18 protein-coding genes and 1 pseudogene are annotated in these 17,567 nt (G+C 63.6%); 8 read left to right on the forward strand and 11 right to left on the reverse strand.

Annotated features, from left to right (window positions below; all coding sequences use genetic code 11):
* Positions 1 to 99: 99 nt before the first annotated feature.
* Positions 100 to 1,080 carry a transcription initiation factor IIB gene (locus C483_RS13395; RefSeq protein WP_006169469.1) on the reverse strand — a complete coding sequence of 327 codons (981 nt, stop codon included), beginning with the start codon at positions 1,078 to 1,080 and terminating at the stop codon, positions 100 to 102.
* A 212-nt stretch (positions 1,081 to 1,292) separates the two neighbouring features.
* Here C483_RS13395 and C483_RS13400 point away from each other — a divergent pair, with 212 nt between their 5' ends.
* The 3 genes from C483_RS13400 to C483_RS13410 all read left to right on the forward strand — a co-directional run bounded on the left by C483_RS13400 (position 1,293) and on the right by C483_RS13410 (position 3,232).
* Entirely contained in the window at positions 1,293 to 1,901 is a 609-nt protein-coding gene (locus C483_RS13400; protein ID WP_006653896.1) for a DUF84 family protein, read from the forward strand.
* Between the two features lie 229 nt (positions 1,902 to 2,130).
* Positions 2,131 to 2,364: a DUF7123 family protein gene (locus tag C483_RS13405; protein WP_193787513.1), complete on the forward strand. Its 234-nt coding sequence runs from the start codon at positions 2,131 to 2,133 to the stop codon at positions 2,362 to 2,364.
* A 166-nt stretch (positions 2,365 to 2,530) separates the two neighbouring features.
* Entirely contained in the window at positions 2,531 to 3,232 is a 702-nt protein-coding gene (locus tag C483_RS13410) for an HAD family hydrolase (protein WP_006653898.1), read from the forward strand.
* A 29-nt stretch (positions 3,233 to 3,261) separates the two neighbouring features.
* On the opposite strand, the gene C483_RS13415 is transcribed toward C483_RS13410, so the two are convergent.
* The 4 genes from C483_RS13415 to C483_RS13430 form a co-directional block, all read right to left on the reverse strand.
* Positions 3,262 to 3,906, reverse strand: coding sequence for a winged helix-turn-helix transcriptional regulator (locus tag C483_RS13415; protein ID WP_006653899.1), 645 nt, complete (start codon positions 3,904 to 3,906; stop codon positions 3,262 to 3,264).
* Between the two features lie 155 nt (positions 3,907 to 4,061).
* Complete coding sequence (locus C483_RS13420) at positions 4,062 to 5,240, reverse strand: SPFH domain-containing protein (RefSeq protein WP_006653900.1); 1,179 nt, start codon at positions 5,238 to 5,240, stop codon at positions 4,062 to 4,064.
* 127 nt (positions 5,241 to 5,367) lie between these two features.
* A complete protein-coding gene (locus C483_RS13425) occupies positions 5,368 to 6,066 on the reverse strand; it encodes an NfeD family protein (protein WP_006653901.1) in 699 nt (232 codons plus the stop codon).
* A 127-nt stretch (positions 6,067 to 6,193) separates the two neighbouring features.
* Positions 6,194 to 7,174 carry a sugar phosphate nucleotidyltransferase gene (locus C483_RS13430; protein WP_006653902.1) on the reverse strand — a complete coding sequence of 327 codons (981 nt, stop codon included), beginning with the start codon at positions 7,172 to 7,174 and terminating at the stop codon, positions 6,194 to 6,196.
* Between the two features lie 105 nt (positions 7,175 to 7,279).
* On the opposite strand from C483_RS13430, the gene C483_RS13435 reads away from it, so the two are divergent.
* Together C483_RS13435 and C483_RS13440 are read left to right on the forward strand one after the other, a co-directional pair.
* Positions 7,280 to 7,573 carry a transcriptional regulator gene (locus tag C483_RS13435; RefSeq protein WP_006653903.1) on the forward strand — a complete coding sequence of 98 codons (294 nt, stop codon included), beginning with the start codon at positions 7,280 to 7,282 and terminating at the stop codon, positions 7,571 to 7,573.
* A 252-nt stretch (positions 7,574 to 7,825) separates the two neighbouring features.
* Positions 7,826 to 8,200 (forward strand): DUF7344 domain-containing protein, encoded by a 375-nt coding sequence (locus C483_RS13440; RefSeq protein ID WP_006653904.1) that lies wholly within the window; start codon positions 7,826 to 7,828, stop codon positions 8,198 to 8,200.
* Positions 8,201 to 8,238: 38 nt separating this feature from the next.
* Here C483_RS13440 and C483_RS13445 read toward each other — a convergent pair whose 3' ends face one another.
* From C483_RS13445 to C483_RS13470, 6 genes are all read right to left on the reverse strand, one after another.
* Positions 8,239 to 8,805, reverse strand: a complete 567-nt coding sequence (locus tag C483_RS13445; RefSeq protein WP_049912700.1) for a Rieske (2Fe-2S) protein — start codon at positions 8,803 to 8,805, stop codon at positions 8,239 to 8,241.
* Between the two features lie 109 nt (positions 8,806 to 8,914).
* Positions 8,915 to 9,847, reverse strand: coding sequence for an aminotransferase class IV (locus C483_RS13450; protein ID WP_006653906.1), 933 nt, complete (start codon positions 9,845 to 9,847; stop codon positions 8,915 to 8,917).
* Positions 9,844 to 10,620, reverse strand: coding sequence for an anthranilate synthase component II (locus tag C483_RS13455; protein WP_006653907.1), 777 nt, complete (start codon positions 10,618 to 10,620; stop codon positions 9,844 to 9,846). The genes C483_RS13450 and C483_RS13455 overlap by 4 nt, the downstream gene beginning before the upstream one ends.
* The gene (locus tag C483_RS13460; protein WP_006653908.1) at positions 10,613 to 12,412 is read right to left on the reverse strand and encodes an anthranilate synthase component I family protein; all 1,800 of its coding nucleotides are present in this window, start codon (positions 12,410 to 12,412) and stop codon (positions 10,613 to 10,615) included. The genes C483_RS13455 and C483_RS13460 overlap by 8 nt, the downstream gene beginning before the upstream one ends.
* Positions 12,413 to 12,504: 92 nt before the next feature.
* Entirely contained in the window at positions 12,505 to 13,359 is an 855-nt protein-coding gene (locus C483_RS13465; protein WP_006653909.1) for a helix-hairpin-helix domain-containing protein, read from the reverse strand.
* A 156-nt stretch (positions 13,360 to 13,515) separates the two neighbouring features.
* Positions 13,516 to 14,352, reverse strand: a complete 837-nt coding sequence (locus tag C483_RS13470) for a shikimate dehydrogenase (protein ID WP_006653910.1) — start codon at positions 14,350 to 14,352, stop codon at positions 13,516 to 13,518.
* Between the two features lie 163 nt (positions 14,353 to 14,515).
* On the opposite strand from C483_RS13470, the gene C483_RS13475 reads away from it, so the two are divergent.
* The 3 genes and pseudogenes from C483_RS13475 to C483_RS13485 all read left to right on the forward strand — a co-directional run.
* Entirely contained in the window at positions 14,516 to 15,478 is a 963-nt protein-coding gene (locus tag C483_RS13475; RefSeq protein ID WP_006653911.1) for a calcium/sodium antiporter, read from the forward strand.
* Between the two features lie 125 nt (positions 15,479 to 15,603).
* Positions 15,604 to 17,085 (forward strand): D-aminoacyl-tRNA deacylase, encoded by a 1,482-nt coding sequence (locus C483_RS13480; RefSeq protein WP_006653912.1) that lies wholly within the window; start codon positions 15,604 to 15,606, stop codon positions 17,083 to 17,085.
* Positions 17,086 to 17,243: 158 nt separating this feature from the next.
* Positions 17,244 to 17,567 (forward strand): annotated as a pseudogene (locus tag C483_RS13485) (cell division protein FtsZ); the annotation flags it as partial.

The raw sequence follows: 17,567 nt of genomic DNA on the forward strand, positions 1-17,567 counted from the left end.
TGTGCAGTGATGGGGAACTGATCGAAAAACGGTGTCGGTTGGTGCAGCGTGTGTTACTGTCGAGAGAGAAACCGAGAACCGAAACAGCCGAATCCGAGGTTAGGCCAGTCCGAGCGTCTCCTCGGCTTCGAGGAGTTCGTGGTAGCGGTTCCGGATCGTGACTTCGGAGATGTCAGCGACGTCCGAAACGGCGGCCTGCGTGGTCTTCTCGTTGGTCAGCAGGGCTGCGGCGTAGACGGCTGCGGCCGCGAGGCCGACCGGCGACTTGCCGCTGTGAACGCCTTTCTCCTTCGCGTTCTGGAGCAGTGCACGGGCGCGGTGTTCGGCTTCGTCGGAAAGATCGAGGCCGGAGGCAAAGCGTGGCACGTAGCTCTCTGGGTCTGCAGGCTGGACCTCGAGGCCGAGTTCGCGAACGACGTAGCGGTAGGTGCGCGCGATTTCGTTCTTCTCGACGCGCGAGACATCTGCGATCTCGTCGAGTGACCGGGGAACGCCGGCCTGACGGGCAGCAGCGTAGACACAGGCAGTGGAGACACCTTCGATCGAGCGTCCGGGGAGCAGATCCTCATCGAGTGCGCGTCGGTAGATGACAGATGCGGTCTCGCGAACGTTGGTTGGCAGGCCGAGTGCGGAGGCCATGCGGTCGATCTCACCGAGGGCCTGCTTCAGGTTGCGCTCCTTCGAGTCGCGGGTGCGAAAGCGCTCGTTCCACTTGCGCAGGCGCTGCATCTTCTCGCGCTGGCGGGAACCAAGCGAGTTGCCGTAGGCGTCCTTGTTCCGCCAGTCGATGTTCGTCGACAGGCCCTTGTCGTGCATCGTGTTCGTCGTCGGCGCGCCGACGCGGGACTTTTCGTTCTTCTCGGCGGCGTCGAATGCGCGCCACTCAGGGCCGCGGTCGACGGAATCCTCCTCGACGACGAGGCCACAGTCCTCACAGACCGTTTCGCCGTGTTCGTCGTCGACGACGAGATTTCCCGCACACTCCGGGCAGGCGAGGTCGTTCTGCTCGCTTTCGGTCTCCGACTCTTCCGTTCGTTGTTCGCTACGTCGTACTCTCGTGTTTGATGGTGCGTTGGTCATACGATGGCAAATACTGCCCGGACAGACGACTGCAAAAGCCCGGACGGATTCGTTACCTACTTCGTTCCGAGACACACGGGTTAAGGATTTCGGAATCCGCCTTCGATACCCCGCGAAAACGCGTAATTCGTGGGAACTGGTATGAACAATGACGATAAAATCCGCGACCCCGAACCGGCGAATCCAAGTGTGAACCGCGCTCACCGTCGAACATGGAGATTGCGGTTGGCAGCACGAACCCGGTCAAGGTCGACGCCGTCGAACATGTACTCGAGTCCCACAACTGTGCGTGTGGCTGTGATTGTGACCGTGATTCTGAGTGCGACCATGGCTATGAGGACGACTGCAGTTGCGACTGCCCGGCGCTAGATCCACCAGCTACCCCCGTCGCAGTCGACTCCGGCGTTCCCGAACAGCCCTGGTCGGTCGAAGAGACGATTACGGGGGCACGAACCCGTGCCCGACGAGCGTACGACACGACGACGGCCGACTACGCCGTCGGACTCGAGGGCGGCGTCGCACGAGTCGACGGCGTGGACGGACTCTCACTGATCATGTGGGCTGCCGTCACCGACGGCACTCGTGTCGAAGTCGGCGGCGGCCCGACGCTGCGCCTACCGGACGAAATCGCGACCCGACTCGAGAACGGCGAGGAACTCGGACCGGTGATGGACGACGTCCTCGGCACGACCGGCATCGCGGAATCGGAGGGTGCTGCCGGAGTTCTTACGGACGGTCTCACTGATCGTACGCGGGCGCTCAGCGAGGCTGTTGCCTGTGCGTTCGGTCCGTTTCTCACCTTGTACTACGACACACCATAGCCTGCTGGACGTGCCTTAGCCTGCCGGGCGTTCCTGGAGGACACGGCAACGGCCAGTCTAACAGTCACCCCTCCATGAGAGTCTCCCCCGTGAACCCATTAACTGGCCGTACCAACTTCCCCTTTCCAGCCGATTATTCATCGATTACTACCCCTGAAAATCGCAAGACAGCGTCCCATTAACCGCACGTACCAAACCCCCTAAGGGTGACCCCGTCGTTTCAGCTAGTATGAGCACCGCAATGGCCACCGACCTCACGAGCAAACAACGTCAGATCCTGCAGTACTTCCGGGAGCATGCTGCAACGAAGACGTACTTCAAGTCCCGGCTCATCGGGCAGGAGCTCGGGATGACGGCGAAAGAGGTCGGCTCGAACATCAGCGCACTCCAGGAAGGCAACTACGATATCGAGATCGAAAAGTGGGGCTACTCCTCGAGTACGACCTGGAAAGTTAGCTGCTGAGACGCGGCTCGGACACCACTCTGGCCCCGGTCCGATCTGGACCCAGCTTCGACTTCGACCCTGTTTTGAGCCGTTTGCCAAACTGTTCGTTCGAGCGACAGCGAGCGAACGCCGCAGTCGCTGCCCCCTCCTTTATTCGGTTCACTGCGCAACTACGAACCGACGAATGACGATACCGATCCTCTTCGACATGGACGGGATCATTCTCGAGGGTCCCCGCACTGCACCGCAGGTGTACGCCGACGCGGCCGACGCCGCACTCTCCGAGTTCGGCGTCTCGCCAACACCCGACCAACGCCGCGACCTCAGACGACACGGCACCGACGCAGTCGAGCGCCGCTGTGCCGAACTCGAGATCGACCCCGAGCGCTTCTGGAAGCAAAAGGAACGCTATGCCTCCGAGGGCACACACGAGCGCCTCCGAACCGGCAAGCGCGGCCGCTACGACGATACCGACGTGCTCACCGACCTCGCGGCGCGCACGACGATCGGACTCGTCACCAACAACCGCCACCAGACCGCCGAGTTCGTCGCCGACTACTACGACTTTGCGTTCGACGTCGTTCGCGGGCGCGATCCGACGTTCGCAGGCTATCACCGACGCAAGCCGGATCCCTACTACATCGAGGACGCACTCGCTTCGCTCGACCTTGACAGCAGTGACACCACCAACGGCCGGCGAGGCCTCTACATCGGCGACTTCGAAAAGGACATCACCGCCGGCACGGCCGCCGGTCTCGACACCGCGTTCGTCCGCCGCGAGCACAACCGCGGACTGGAACGACCTGCTGACGCGACGTACGAACTCGAGTCCCTTTCGGAACTGCTCGATGTGCTCGACGAGCTAGAAGGTGAGGCAGGTAACTGACCGCGCTGGCCGTAGTCTCCGGTGAACACTTAGACTGTGTCCGGATCGGCGTCAGTCTCCGACTCGTAGCTCAGATACTGATCCGCGTTGCGCGCGACCTGCGTGGCGCGCTCGTCGAACGAATCTGCGTGGCGAACGACGAGCAACAGCACCGTCGTCGGCCGTTCGACCGTATAGCCGCCCTCTCGGGAGAGCAGCCCCGCCTCCTCGAGTTCACCTGCGTACTTGCTCACCGTCGGCGCGGACACCGAGAGCGCCTCGGCGAGGTCGCCCGCAGTTGCGTCGGGAGTCGAGAGTAGTTCGACCAGCATACCTCGTGGCGTGTCCCGGCGGAGGTAGCCGAGTGCTTGCTTTTCGAACTCGTCGAAGCGGTCGGCGAGTACGAACCGTTTGTAGTCACCGTCGCTGTATCGCTCGATCGTGTCCGCGTCCTCGAGTCGCCGGAGGTGGTGTTGGGTTTCACCGGTGCCGAGCTGAAGATCGTCCCGGATCTTCGAGAAGTGTGCGCCCGGCGTCGTCGAGAGATAGCCTGTGATCGCGTCGCGAGCGTCGCTATCACCGCTCTCAGCCGACGCTGTCGTAGAGAGGCCTGCAAGCGGGGTAGACGCGCCGACGGCGGCGAATCGGCGCAGGGTCGCTCGTTTCTCGTCGTCGACCCCGTCGGACGATGTCATGTCTGTCTACCATCCGAAAGAACGCCGACCGTAAAACCGGTTTCGCTCCGTTTCGTTCAGCAGGACGTGATCGTCAGGGATGCTAACGACTCGTTAGTCTGTCGGTATGCCCGCAAAAAAGCGGCTCGAAGCGAGTCTGCGATCGAAGCAGCGACTTAGTTCGTGCTGTCGGTGCCGGCGTCGTCGACAGGTGAGCCGCCGTCAGTTTGACCCTGGCCCTGGAACTCCTGGTCCATCTCTTCGATGACTTCGTCAGGATCCGAGATTTCCGCGGGGTCCTCGCCTTCCTTGATCGCCTGGGCTTCCTGTTCCATCGCCTCGACGTCCATGTCGGCTTCCTGGTCGATTTCGCCGATGATCTCGCTGATGTCGTCGAGACCGATCAGTTCGCGCGTCTCCTCGTCGAACCCGCGGCTCTCGAGTTCGGTGCCGTCTTCTTTGACGTCGCTGCCGGAGAGGTGCTTGCCGTAGCGGCCGACGAGCGATGAGAGTTCCTGTGGGAGGACGAACGTCGTGGACTCGCCCTGCCCAATCTCGGCGAGCGTCTCCATGCCTTTGTCGATGACGGCGCGTTCGCCCATCGATTCGGCCGAGCGGGCACGGAGCACAGTCGAGATGGAGTCACCCTGTGCTTCGAGGATCTGGCTCTGCTTTTCACCCTGTGCACGGATGATCTCACTCTGCTTTTCACCTTCTGCCTTCTCGACGGCACTGCGGCGTTCACCCTGTGCCTCGAGAATCATGGCACGGCGTTTTCGCTCTGCGGAGGTCTGTTGCTCCATCGCGCGCTGGACATCCTTCGATGGGTTGACCTCGCGGACCTCGACGGACTCGACACGGATACCCCACTCGTCGGTGGGTGCGTCGAGTTCCTGGCGAATACGCGCGTTAATCTCCTGGCGCTTGTTGAGCGTATCGTCGAGTTCCATGTCGCCGATGACGGCACGGAGGGTCGTCTGGGCGAGGTTCGATGTCGCCTTCTTGTAGTTGTCGACCTCAAGGAACGCCTTCTTCGCGTCCATCACCTTGATGTAGACGACGGCGTCGGCGGTGACGGGCGAGTTGTCGCGGGTGATTGCTTCCTGACGGGGAACGTCCAGCGTCTGCGTTCGCATGTCGAACCGGTAGGTGTTCGAGACGAACGGCGGGACGAAGTTGATACCCGGCTCCAGGAGCTTGCGGTACTCGCCGAAGACGGTGAGGGCTCGTTTCTCGTACGCGTCGACGATTTCGATCGCGCTGAGCAGTGCAGCGACGACCACGACGAGGACGAGGGCACCGAGGAATAACACGGCACCACCAGTGGTTTGTAGGGGGATCAGTTCTGCGACCATATTCCCCTCTTGCGGCGGTGACGGGAAAAATGTTCCCTTGTTTAACCAATTTTTGCTACAGGAGTCAGTGGCGAAAAGGCTACATGTTCGATCCACTCGATCACCTCGAGAAAGGCCAACCGGACCGTTAGCCGGACTTCTCCGTTTCCGTCACCGACTCGTCGATGCTGTTGGTGGGATCGGTTCCCGTCTGGGGTTCCGTATCCGCCGCTTGCGAGGTCGTACTCGAGTCGGTATCCGACTCAGTTGTCTCGGTCGTTTCATCCGTCTTTGTCTCTGCCTCTGCCTCTGTCTCTGTCCCTGTCTCCCCCTCCGTCTCGCTCGCGTTCGAGGCGAGTGCGCGGTCGATTTCGTCCTCGCCGATCGCACCGAGCGATTCGACGGTCAGAATGTTCCCGCCGCCGGGGTCGAGGACGATGACTTCCTCGCCTTCTTCGATGGAGCCGCTGGTCGTCCGCGCGCTGTAGTAGGGTGCGAAGCCGCCATCGTCGAGTTTGACCTCGCCGCTGCGGGTCGTGACCGTCTCGGTTACGTAGCCCGTCGAACCGGCGAGCGTGTCCGAATCCGAGGTCTGGGCGGTCCCCTTCCCGCCGTAGAAGTCGAACTCGTTGTAGATGTAGGCCGCGACGACGCCGATGAGCAGCGTTAGTCCTGCCAGAATGAACGGACTGCTGACCGGAAACAGGACGCCGATCAATCCCGCACCGACCAGCGCAATCCCGATCACGATGAGGTGTGCTCCCGGCGAGAGGGCCTCGAGCGCCATCAGTACGAGACCCGCCGATAGGAGCAAGAGCGCCACGTTCCCAAAGAGGGCGTCGAGCATACCTGACGGTAAGGGCTCAGCCCGATTAAATGTTTACTGCCCCACTGTTTCGAACTGATCGTCGAAATTCGCCGCCAGACGGCCTGCTCACACTCGAGTAGCCAGCTGTGGCTGTGACACTCCCCCCTCAATCGTCCGACGGCGACCCGTTCGTGATCGTCGTATGCGCCCCGATGAGCGCGCCCGCGAGATCCAGATTCTCGATGTGGGTCCCCTCGTCGATGATCGACCGTCGAATATCGCCGTTCTGGACCGTTGCATTCGGGAAGATCACCGCATGGTCGAGGTTCGTTCCGTCGAGTGTCGCACCCTCCATCACGTGGACGTTGTCGCCGATGGTGGTGTCCTCGAGTGTCGCCGAGTCGGCGATCAGCGACTCGCCATCGAGATGCCAGGAGACGGCGTCGAGGTAGCTCTCGGGCGTCCCGATGTCGAACCACGCGCCCTCGAATGTGTAGGCGTACGTCGGCTCGCGGTTCTGGAGCCACTGGACGAACCAGCCGGGCTCGTCGGGGTTGTTCCCCTCCTCGAGATACGTCGGCAGAAGCGACAGCGAATCCTGCGGGAACGCATAGCAGGCGATCGAGACCAGCGTCGAGTTCGGCTCGTCGGGTTTCTCCTGGAAGTCGACCACGCGGTCGTCCTCGAGTTCGACCAGTCCATAGGATTTCGCCTTCTCGCGGGAGCCAACGTCGTAGGCGGCGAGCGTTGGCGCGTCCTGTTGTTCGAAGTAATCGACGAACTCCGAGACGTCGAAGCTGATCAGGTTGTCGCCGGCGATGATCAGCAGGTCGTCGTCGACGTTCTCGCGGTCGATAAGCTGGGCAAGCGCGCCGACAACGCCGAACTTGTCGTCTTCCTCGGTCGTGTCCTCGACGGAGAGCTGTGGCTTCTCGAATTCGCTGTCGGCGAGGTGGGCCTCGAAGTCGGCCGCGAAGCGCTCGTTCGTGCTCACGTACACGTCGTCGATTCGCTCGTCCGCCTCGAGTTCGGCGAAGATACGATCGATGACGGTCGACTCACCGATCGGGAGGAACATCTTGGGCCGATGCTTCGTGATCGGCCACATCCGGGTCGCATAGCCACCTGCAAGGACGACGGCCTTCATGGCCCGTGATTCACCAGCAGGATGTAAGTCACTTGCCCTTTCACAGATCCTGTCCGCGGCGAGCAGAGCGCCAGACCAATAACGGTCGCGGTGATACACCCGGGCATGCGAGAAGCCGACGAAACGACGCGCCAGCGACTCGCGGACGCGCTGCGCGCCGAGCCGGCGACGCCGAGCGAGCTCGCAGTCGAACTCGATCTCACCCCACAAGCAGTGCTTCGCCACGTCGAACACGTCTCCCGATCGGTCGACGCGGCGGACGACGAACAGCTCCTCGTCGCCCCGCCGCGGTGTCGCGACTGCGGCTTCGACTCGTTTGACGACCTCGTGAATCGTCCCTCACGCTGTCCGTCCTGCAAGAGCGAGTCCGTCGCGGAGCCGACGTTCACGATCGAATAAGGCTTGCAACTGCTGTCATCTCCGTTCCAATCAGGACGCCACGAACAGGTAAGAAAGCGTGACAAAACTGAGACGGTTTCGACACTAATATTTATCGTGCCCCCGAGAAACCCGTACGTACCCGCAGGTGGCGACAGTCTCAAACAGGACTTCAGGCCAGTTTGACGGCTCCGGTCCAGGTACTGCGTTCACCCAGATCCGGCCACCCTTCCGCCACGCCACGTTCACCCCACCACTCTCACCCCCACCACGATGACTGCGACCTCACACACGACAACCGACCGCGCCGCGTTCGTTCTCGCGGCACTCGAGTGGCTCGACCAGCGCGAACAGCGCCTTGATCCGGAGGGAGTCGATGCGGCGTTCGACCTCCTCTCGAGCGAGCGCCGCCGGCAGTTCCTCTCCGTCATGACGACCCACGAGGAGGCGCTCACCCTCCCTGACGTTGCGGAGGAGGTCGCCGTCCGCGAGACGGGCGAACCCGTAACCGAACTCTCGGCCGAGTGCGTCGCGGACGTCTACATTTCGCTGTATCACGATCACCTCCCGCGACTCGTCGATGCGGGGCTCGTTGCGTACGATCAGGAGCGCGATCTCGTGCGCCCGACGGCGGTTCGCGAGCAGTAACGACTCACTCTGACTGTGACTTCTGTGCCACTCCCACCTCAGAACTCGACGTTCGACGTCGACGTTAGATCGTCGTCCGTTTCGACGGGTCCACGACCGACGAACGCGTACTCGTCGTCCGTCAGATAGACATCGCCGTCGACGACGGTCGTCTCGAGTGCGGCGAGCGTCGCGCCCTCACAGGGGCCGTACGTACACAGGCCGGAGTCGGCCTCGAAGTACGCGCCGTGGTTCTCGCAGATGAGTTCGTCGTTTCGCATGGCTGCGCCCGATCCCTTGTCGAGTTTGATGTGCGTAAAGTGCTGACAGAAGTTGAGCCAGCAGGAGACGGCGGTCGGGGTATCGGTCTCGTCGGTTTCGGTGGCGACGAGGATTGCCTCACGTTCGTCCGCAGAGGTGGGTCCGCCGTCGCTGCATGCCGTTGTGTTGTCCCCGCTGTCACTACTATTACTACTGATGCTACTGGCACTACTGTCACTACTGTCACTACTGGCACTACTGGCGCGTTCCTCGACCTGATCTCGTTCTGCAACTCGAAACAAAAGCGTCGAGTCAGTCGGCACGGCAGAAAGCGGTGCAATCCGTCGAGCAGCGTCTATCCCCATCGCCACGCAGTTTTGAGTCGCGGCTGGTCAACGTTTCGACTGCGCTGTGGGTGTGTGACGACGACCCGTCACCGAGCCACGTACAAACAATCCAGCCGCAAACCGCCGCTCACAACCAGTCACCCGTCCGCGAATAACACGTCCGTTCGACCAACTCGTCGTACAGCCCCGACAACTGCGCCGTAATCGGCCCCCCACCGATCGGCGTCCCGTCCAGACTCGCCACCGGTCGCAACTCCCACGTCCTGTTCGTCAGAAACGCCTCGTCCGCCCCCGTGACGAACTCGAGTTCGTACGACCCCTCCCGGACTGGGACATCCGTTTCGGCGGCCAACTCGAGTACGAACTCACGGGTAATGCCGGGAAGCACGGAGCCGTCGGCTGCGGGGGTGTAGAGCGTCTCGTCGCGGACGAAGAACAGGTTGCTCGTCGCGCCTTCGGCGACGATACCGTCGGTGTCGCACATGAGCGCCTCGTCGGCGGCTCGGTCGAGTTCGGTGCGTGCCAGGATGCCGTTGAGGTAGTTGTGGGTCTTCGCACCCGCGGGCAGCGCTTCGTCGGGGATCCGCCGCGTCTCGACGCTCTGGAGGACGGCGGGTCGGTCCCAGACGGTCTCGCCCTGGAAGCCGCCGCGGGGGAGCGGCGTGACGGAGACGACGACGGTCGGATCGTCGACGGGTTGGGGCGTGAGTTTACCGGGCTGAACGCCGCGCGTGATCGAGAGGCGTACGTAGGCGTCTTCGATGTTGTTCGCCGCGAGCGTCTCGTCGATTCGCTGGTGGAGGTCGTCCGGCGAGAGTCCGTGGTCGAGCGAGAGCGCCTCGCAGGTCTCCGCGAGCCGGCGCATGTGGCGGTTCCAGCCGAAGAGGGTGCCGCCGTAGGCGCGAAGCGTTTCGAACGCGCCGTCGCCGTAGCGAAAGCCACGGTCGTCGACGCTGACGGTGGCCTCGCTTGCGGGGACGAGGTCGCCGTTGACGTGGTAGTGCAGTTCGCTCTCGGTCGAACCGGTGGGTTCGTCCGCTCTGTCCATTGTGTCGGTCATCGCCGCTCACCATCAGTCCGAGTCGTGTCCGTTTCGGTCGTGTCCGTCTCGGTAGCGCCCGTCTGGGTGACGTCCGCGGCGAACTCGCAGAAGTTTTCGATCATCTGTTTGCCCAGTGTGTGTTCGATGCCGTTCGTGCCGTCCGTTCCGTCCGTGCCGTCCGTATCGTCCGTCGCTGTGGCCCCTGTCTCATCGTGCCCGCTCCGTTCGTGCTCCGAATCGAGCGCCCGCGTCAGAATACTTTCCGGATGGAACTGGACGCCGATGTGTGGATTCTCGCGATGGCGAACCGCCATCGAAATCTCTCGCTCGTCCGTCGTCCGCGCCGTCTCGACGATCGAGTCCGGTAGATCGTCGCGCTCGACCGCGAGCGAGTGATACCGCCCGACCTGGAAGTGGTCCGGGAGGTCGGCGAACACGCCCTTGCCGTCGTGACTGATCGTCGACGGTTTCCCGTGAACGACATCGGGCGCGTGACCCACTGGCGCACCGTTTGCCGCACAGAGTGCCTGGTGGCCGAGGCAGACGCCGAGGATCGGATACTCGGTTTCGGCGAACAGCGGAATCGAAACGCCAGCCTCCTCGGGCGTTCCCGGTCCCGGCGAGACGACGATACCGGTCGGATCGAGTGCTCGCACCGCCGCGAGATCGAGTTCGTCGTTCCGGCGGACGATCACCTCGTCTGCAACGTCTCCCACGTACTGGACGAGATTATAGACGAACGAGTCGTAGTTGTCCACGACGAGCAACCGCGTCGGCTCCTGGTTACTCATCCGGACCACCTCCGTTCAGTTCGTCTCGTTCCCCGCTCGTTCCGTCACGTTCTCCGTTCCCGCTCGCTCCGTCACGTTCTCCATCCCCGCCAACACCCATCTCAGCCCGCTCACCCAGCGCATCGTCGACCGCGTTCACCAACGCGCGAGCCTTGGCCAGCGTCTCGTCGTACTCGAGTTCCGGCTTCGAATCGTGGACGATTCCGGCACCAACCCGGAGGTGATACTCCGCATCCTGGCGGACCAGGGTTCGGATCACGATGTTGAGTGTCGCCCGCCCATCGAAGCCGAAGAGACCGACGCTGCCCGTGTACGGTCCGCGGCGGGTGGACTCGAGTTCGTCGATGATTTCCATCGTCCGCGGCTTGGGCGCGCCGGTGATCGTCCCGCCGGGGAACACCGCCGCGATGGCGTCGGCGAGTGTCTCGTCGGCCCGAAGTCGACCGGTTACGTCCGAGACGAGGTGCATCACCTCGGCGTAGCGGTCGACTCGGCGGTACTCCGAGACCTCGACGGAGCCGTAGTCACAGACCTTTCCGAGGTCGTTTCGCTCGAGGTCGACCAGCATCGCGTGCTCGGCACGCTCTTTCTCGTCGGCCAGCAGATCAGCTTCGAGTTCGGCGTCCTGTTCGGGTGTCTCACCGCGTGGTCGGGTGCCCGCGATGGGTTCCGTTCTGACGTAGTCGTTGGTGTGCGCTCGCGACTCGTGGCCGCAATCGGCCGTTGAGGTGTGTGCCACCTCGCGCTCGAGTAGCAACTCCGGACTCGCACTTACCAGATCCGCGGCCCTGAACTCGAGTAGACACGAGTACGGCGCGGGATTCACCCGCCGCAACGCATCGTAGGCTGCGACGGGATGGACCGCCGCGGGTGCGACCAGCCGCTGGGAGATGTTCGCCTGAAACGTGTCGCCGTCACGGATGTACTCCTTGACCCGGCGGACGCGTTCGGCAAACGCCTCGCGGCCGCAGGCGCTTTCGAACGTCGCTTCCGTGGTGTCGACCGGTGGCTCACCGATCGCGGCGTCGCCGTCCTGTACGCGCCGGGCTACCTCGAGTGCGCGGTCGCGGCCGTGTTCGTAGGCGGCTTCGAGCTCGTCCCGACTGTAGACGGGGTCGGTGGCGAGTGCTGCGGGTGAGGTAGGCGATTTGGACGACGGTGCATCACCAACTCGCGGACACGCCGTAATTCGCAGCGTCACCTCGTCGCCCTCGATCGGTTCCTCCCACGACACCAGCCGGTCGTACGTCGCGACTTCGAGCTGTGGGAGGCCGCGGTCGTCGACCGCCGACTCGGGGAGGTCCTCGAGTTCCCGTGCCACGTCGTAGGAGAGCCACCCGATCACGCCACACGGGTACGGCACCGTACAATCACCGCGGGCGAGACCGTCTGTTTCGAGGAGGCCCTCGAGTGCGGCGAGTGTCGGTGCGCTGGCGCCGTCGGTGCCGTCTGGATCGTTCGAACGCTGGCGCGTAACTGCGTCGGGGGTGACTCGCAGGCGGTCGACCGGCTCGACGCCGAAGTAGCCCCAGCCGGGCTGGCCGCCCGTTGTTTCAAGGAACGCGCCGTTCGTGTCAGGCCCGTCCGTATGCTCGCCCGTGATCGCGCCTGGCGACCGCCCTACTCGAGCGCGGCGGTACGCCAGAAACGGATCGGTAACTGTTGTGGTGACCTCGACCGGGACGCGAATCGGTCCGCGCGTCGTTCCGTCCGAGCGCCCAGATTCAGTGTCGGCTGACTCGAGGGCGGCTCGAAACGATTCGAACGACGTGTCGACGCGCGGCTCGCTCATAGCCGCTGAGAGGAACCAGTTCCCTAATCATGTTGCGGTTTTGGAACTGGATCTCCACCGCGACAACGTGTGGCTGAAGAAATAAACCGGTGTTATCGTACTTCTGCGCGGTCGATCCAGCCCTGAATGCGAGTTTCGGAGATATCCGTTCCCTCGGCGAGTTCGCCCGCGTCGGCTTCGGCGAGTTCGGCGACGGTTTCGACGCCAGCACCCGCGAGGCGGTCGGCATAGGCCGGTCCGATCCCCTTGATTTCGGTGACGGATTCGGAGTCGGACGCAGACGCAGATTCAGATGTAGATTCAGTCTCGGATTCAGACTCTGTCTCGGCCTCAGTTTCGGATCCGGATTCGACTGCCGTCTCGTCGCTGTCCGGTTCCTCGGTTTCATCGCCGGCGGCTTCGTCACCCTCGTCAGTGTCGGTCTCGTCCGCCTTACCGTCCGGTTCGGTCGCTGGCTCGACGTGCGCTTGCTCGTCAATATCAGGCGTCTTCTCTTCGGTCGGTGCGGCGTCAGCTTCCGACGGTCCGGTTGCTTCGGCGGGCTCTGCTGCGTCTTCTGGTCCGTCGCTCGTCTCGGTCATCGATCCGGTCGACCCGGCTGCGCTGGTGCCCGCTGCGGCAGCGTCAGCTTCGGGTTCTGCCTCTTCGATCGTCGGTTCGTCGTCAGAATCAGAGTCGGTTGTGTCGGTTGAGTCCTGCTCCGGATCCTGTTTCTGGACCTGGTCCTGACCGTCTTCTTGCTCTTGCTCTTGTTCCTGTGACGAGGTCGCCGACGCAGGTGCTGGCGTGCCCTGTGCCGACGACTCCTCGTCGGTAGCCGTGCCCTCACCCTGGTCGCCGTCCGACCGTTTGCGTTCGACCGTCACACCAACGTCCCGAGACCCCCGGCGCTCCGAACTCGAGTCGTCGAGTCCCAACAACGACTTCAGCTTGTCGAGGATTGCCATTACTCCGACATAGTCGTCTCTGTCACTTAAATTCGCCTGATACGATGCCCCTGAAACGGGGTTTGTGCCCGCACTTTCGATGGCAATAGCCAATGCGTACGCTACCGTCGATCGATGATGCCGCTCGCCACCACCGATCTGACCCTGGCAAGACGGCTACAACTGCGCTCGCAGCGCCTCGTTCATCACATCGACCGGCGCATCACGGCCGGTCCACAGCTCGAACGCCTCGACACCCTGATACAGCAACATCCACGCACCGTCGACCGTCGTCGCCCCAGCAGCGGCCGCATCACGCAACAGGCGCGTCTCCAGCGGCTGATAGACAGCGTCCATCACCGCGAGGTCGACGTGAAGCGCACCCGCCGGCACCGGCGTCGCGTCCTCCTCCATCCCGACGCTCGTCGCGTTGACCAGGATATCGGCATCAGCCAGCAGGGACTCGAGTACCCCCTCGCCCAGTCCGTACCCCGTCGCGTTCGGCACGTCGTCTGCGAGTTCGTGTGCGGTCGATTCGGTCCGGTTCGCGATGGTGACGGTCGCACCCGCGTCCGCGAGCGCGAACGAGATCGCGCGGCCGGCACCGCCAGCACCGACGACGACGGCGTCAGCGCCTGCAGCGGTTACGTCGTGCTCGCGCAGCGCGCGCAGCGCACCGGCGGCGTCGGTGTTGTGTCCGGTGACGTGTCCCGAGGAGTTCGGGCGACTCGAGTCCGGTTCGAAATCGATGGTGTTCACGGCGCCGATCCGGGTGGCCAGGTCGTCCGGTTCGACGAGATCAAGCGCGAGCACGTCCTGTTTGAATGGAATCGTTACGTTCAGCCCCGTGATGCCGAGGGCGTCAGCGCCGGCGACTGCGGTCTCAAGATCGGACGGGTCGGGTTCGAAGGTGACGTAGCGCGCGTCGTATGCGAGTTCGTCGTAGGCGGCCTCGTGCATCGGCGGCGAGCGGGAGTGCCCGACGGGGTTGCCGAGCAGTCCGAAGACGTCCATAGCCATAGCTGGCTCGTAGTCGACGCGGGGGCGACATAACGGGTGTGACTCCGGCAGGGTTTCCCGTCGGTCGTGGTTCAGTAGTTGTGTCTCAGCAGCCTACCACATATCCCGTCCTTCTCGTTTCGCGTCGCTTATACGACGATTCCGAGTATCGACGTGTATGGCCGCCGACTTCGGACTCGGATTTGCCGCCCTCCTCCTCGTCGCCGGCGTTGTCGCCCTCTACGCCGGTGCTGAACTCCTTGTGGCCGGAGCCGGCCGACTCGCGCTCGGCATCGGGCTCCGGGCGGCAACCGTCGGCGTCACAGTGATCGCGTTCGCGACCACTGCACCCGAACTGTTCGTCGCGACGATCGGCGCGCTCGACGTCTCGACGGACGTGGGGCTCGGCGCGGTCCTCGGCTCGAACATCGCGAATATCGGCCTCGTGCTCGGCGTTGCGGCGCTCATCCGCCCGCTCCCGGTCGGCGGGCTCGTCATGCGCCGTCACGTTCCGACGATGGTGCTCGCCGCGGTCTTGCTCGTCGTCCTCGGCCTCGACGGCACGCTCGGTCGACTCGAGGGCGTCGTCTTCCTCCTCGTGCTCGCGGTCTTCACCGGCTACCTGCTCTATGCGGCCAACGCGGATTCGGTGCCACTGGACGACACCCCGGAAACTGATGATAACAGCCGCGACGGTGTCTCCCCCCGAGACATCGGTCTCGTCCTCGCCGGCCTCCTCGCGCTCGTCCTCGGCTCGCGCTGGCTCATTTCCGGCGGCACCGACATCCTCTCCGCACTCGGCGTCTCTGATCTCATCATCGGACTCACAGTGCTCGCACTCGGTACCTCGCTGCCCGAACTCGCAGCCTCCGCCGTCGGCGCAATCCGCAATGAAACCGGCTTCGCCGTCGGCAACGTCGTCGGCTCGAACATCTACAACATCCTCGCCGTCCTTGGCATCGTCGCCATCATTACGCCGATCGAAATTTCGCCGGGAACGATCCGACTCGAGTTCCCCTACCTGCTCGGATTCACGCTGCTGTTGGTCGGCCTGATGGCTCACGGCCGGCGGCTGAGTCGGCTCGACGGCGCGATACTGCTCGCTGGCTACGCGGGATTCATTTATCTCCTGTTGCTGTAGCCGGCCAACAGCGGGCACGTTCTCCTGTCGAACAGTACTCCTCGATGGTCGATCGTGCTTCCCGATCGACGTCTCACTGACTGCTGTTCGACAGCATTAACGACACCCAGCACGCCAGCACAGATATGACCGAGACGGACGTTGCGATCGTCGAGAGCCGCGCCGATCGGGCGTCGGTGCACATCTGCGACCAACTCCGCGAGCTCGCAGACTGGACCGAACACCGGGACGAAACCCGTCCCGACGCCGACGGCGGCGGTACCTACTACACCCTTGACACTCTCGACACTCTCGACACTCTCGACACCCTCGACACCCTCGACGGCGTCGAACTCCGATCCTTCGAGACGCTGCACATCGAACTCGAGTCCCCCGTCGATGCGTTCGACTGCGACCCGGATCTGCTCGTCTTCGCCTCCCGCCACTCCGGCGACACGGGTGCGCTGCTGACCGGCCACTTCACGGGCAACTTCGGCCCGGCCGAGTACGGCGGTGACGAGGACGCAGTCGCCGAGGCCTGTCCGAACGCGCTTGCGGAACTACTCGCGGCGTTCGACGAGTTCGCGCCCGAGGAGTACGACGTCGGGATGGAGTGCACCCACCACGGCCCGACCGACGTTGGTTGCCCGTCGCTGTTCGCCGAACTCGGCAGCGACGACGAACAGTGGGACGATCCCGAAGGCGCACGCGCCGTCGCCCGCGGAATTCTCGAAATCGCACGCGACGGCGTCTCACCTCACCGGGACCGGCAACTCGTCGGCTTCGGCGGCAACCACTACGCACCGCGCTTCGAGCGCGTCGTCCGCGAGACGCCCTGGGCCGTGGGCCACATCGCAGCCGACTGGGCACTCGAGTCCATGGGCCATCCGACGGCCCACCGGGCGGTCATCGACGCCGCCTTCGAGGCCAGCCGCGCGGACGTCGCGCTACTCGACGGCGACTGGCCGGTACTCGAGTCCACTCTGAAAGAGGCGGGCCACCGCGTGGTAAGCGAGACGTGGCTCCGAGAGGTCGGCGACCGGCCGTTTGGTCTCGTCAGCGCGGTCGAATCGACGCTCGGGACGGTCGAGGAAGGCGTTCGCTTCGGCGAGCGGCGCGAAGCGTCGTTCACTGTCATCGGCCTGCCGGGCGACCTAATCGACACCGCGGAGGGCGTTGACCCCGAGCGCGTCCGAGCCATCGTCGAGGCCCACTCCGTCGCGTTCACGACGGAAAACGGCGGCAGCCGCGTCGGTACCCAGTTCGCGCTGCCAGACGTGGACGAGGACAGGAGCGGGGACGGGAATGGAGTCACTCGGCTCGAACTCATCGAAGAACTGGCGGGGGTACTCGAGTCCGCATACGAGACGGTCGCGATCGAGACGGCGGGGACGACAGAAGGAACGGTGGGCGCAGACGCGAATGCGGACGCGGATGCGGACGTGGGCACAGATGTTGCGGTCGTCGCCGAGAAGACGGCGTTCGATCCAGCCCTCGCTCAGGAAGCGGGCGTTCCGGAGGGCCCGAAGTTCGGTGCGCTCGCGAACGGCGAAACGGTGACGGTCGACGGCGAGGAGATCGCGCCCGACCGCGTGGAGCGCCGACAGACCGATCGGTTCGAAATCTGAGTGGTTTGGAAACTGAGCGTAAGCAGTTATTACCCGTTCGTGGCGGCTGGTTGTCACGCAATCGGGGGACGACAGGTAATATTCCAGTAACATGTCAGCCAGGTGGCTGACGTGTAGGGGAAAGGTAATTATGCTCCATCGTTTAGAAGGGGCCAAGAATGGACTCACTCATCGACGACGCCATCGACGAGGCCGAGGAGGGGGAGCCGGCCGACGCCCCCGCGGACGGTCAGTCGGCAGACGGGTCAGAGAGTAGACAAACCGGGACGATGACAGACGACGAGCTGGAGGACGTTCTGCAGGACCTCCAGACCGACATCACCGTCGTCGGCTGCGGCGGTGCCGGCGGGAACACCATCAACCGGATGCACGAGGAGGGCATCCACGGTGCGAAACTCGTCGCCGCGAACACCGACGTCCAGCACCTCGTGGAAATCGAGGCCGACACCAAGATCCTCATGGGCTGTCTCTTATACACATCT

Origin of the sequence: Natrialba hulunbeirensis JCM 10989, assembly GCF_000337575.1 — an archaeon.
GTDB classification, from domain to species: Archaea; Halobacteriota; Halobacteria; order Halobacteriales; family Natrialbaceae; genus Natrialba; species Natrialba hulunbeirensis.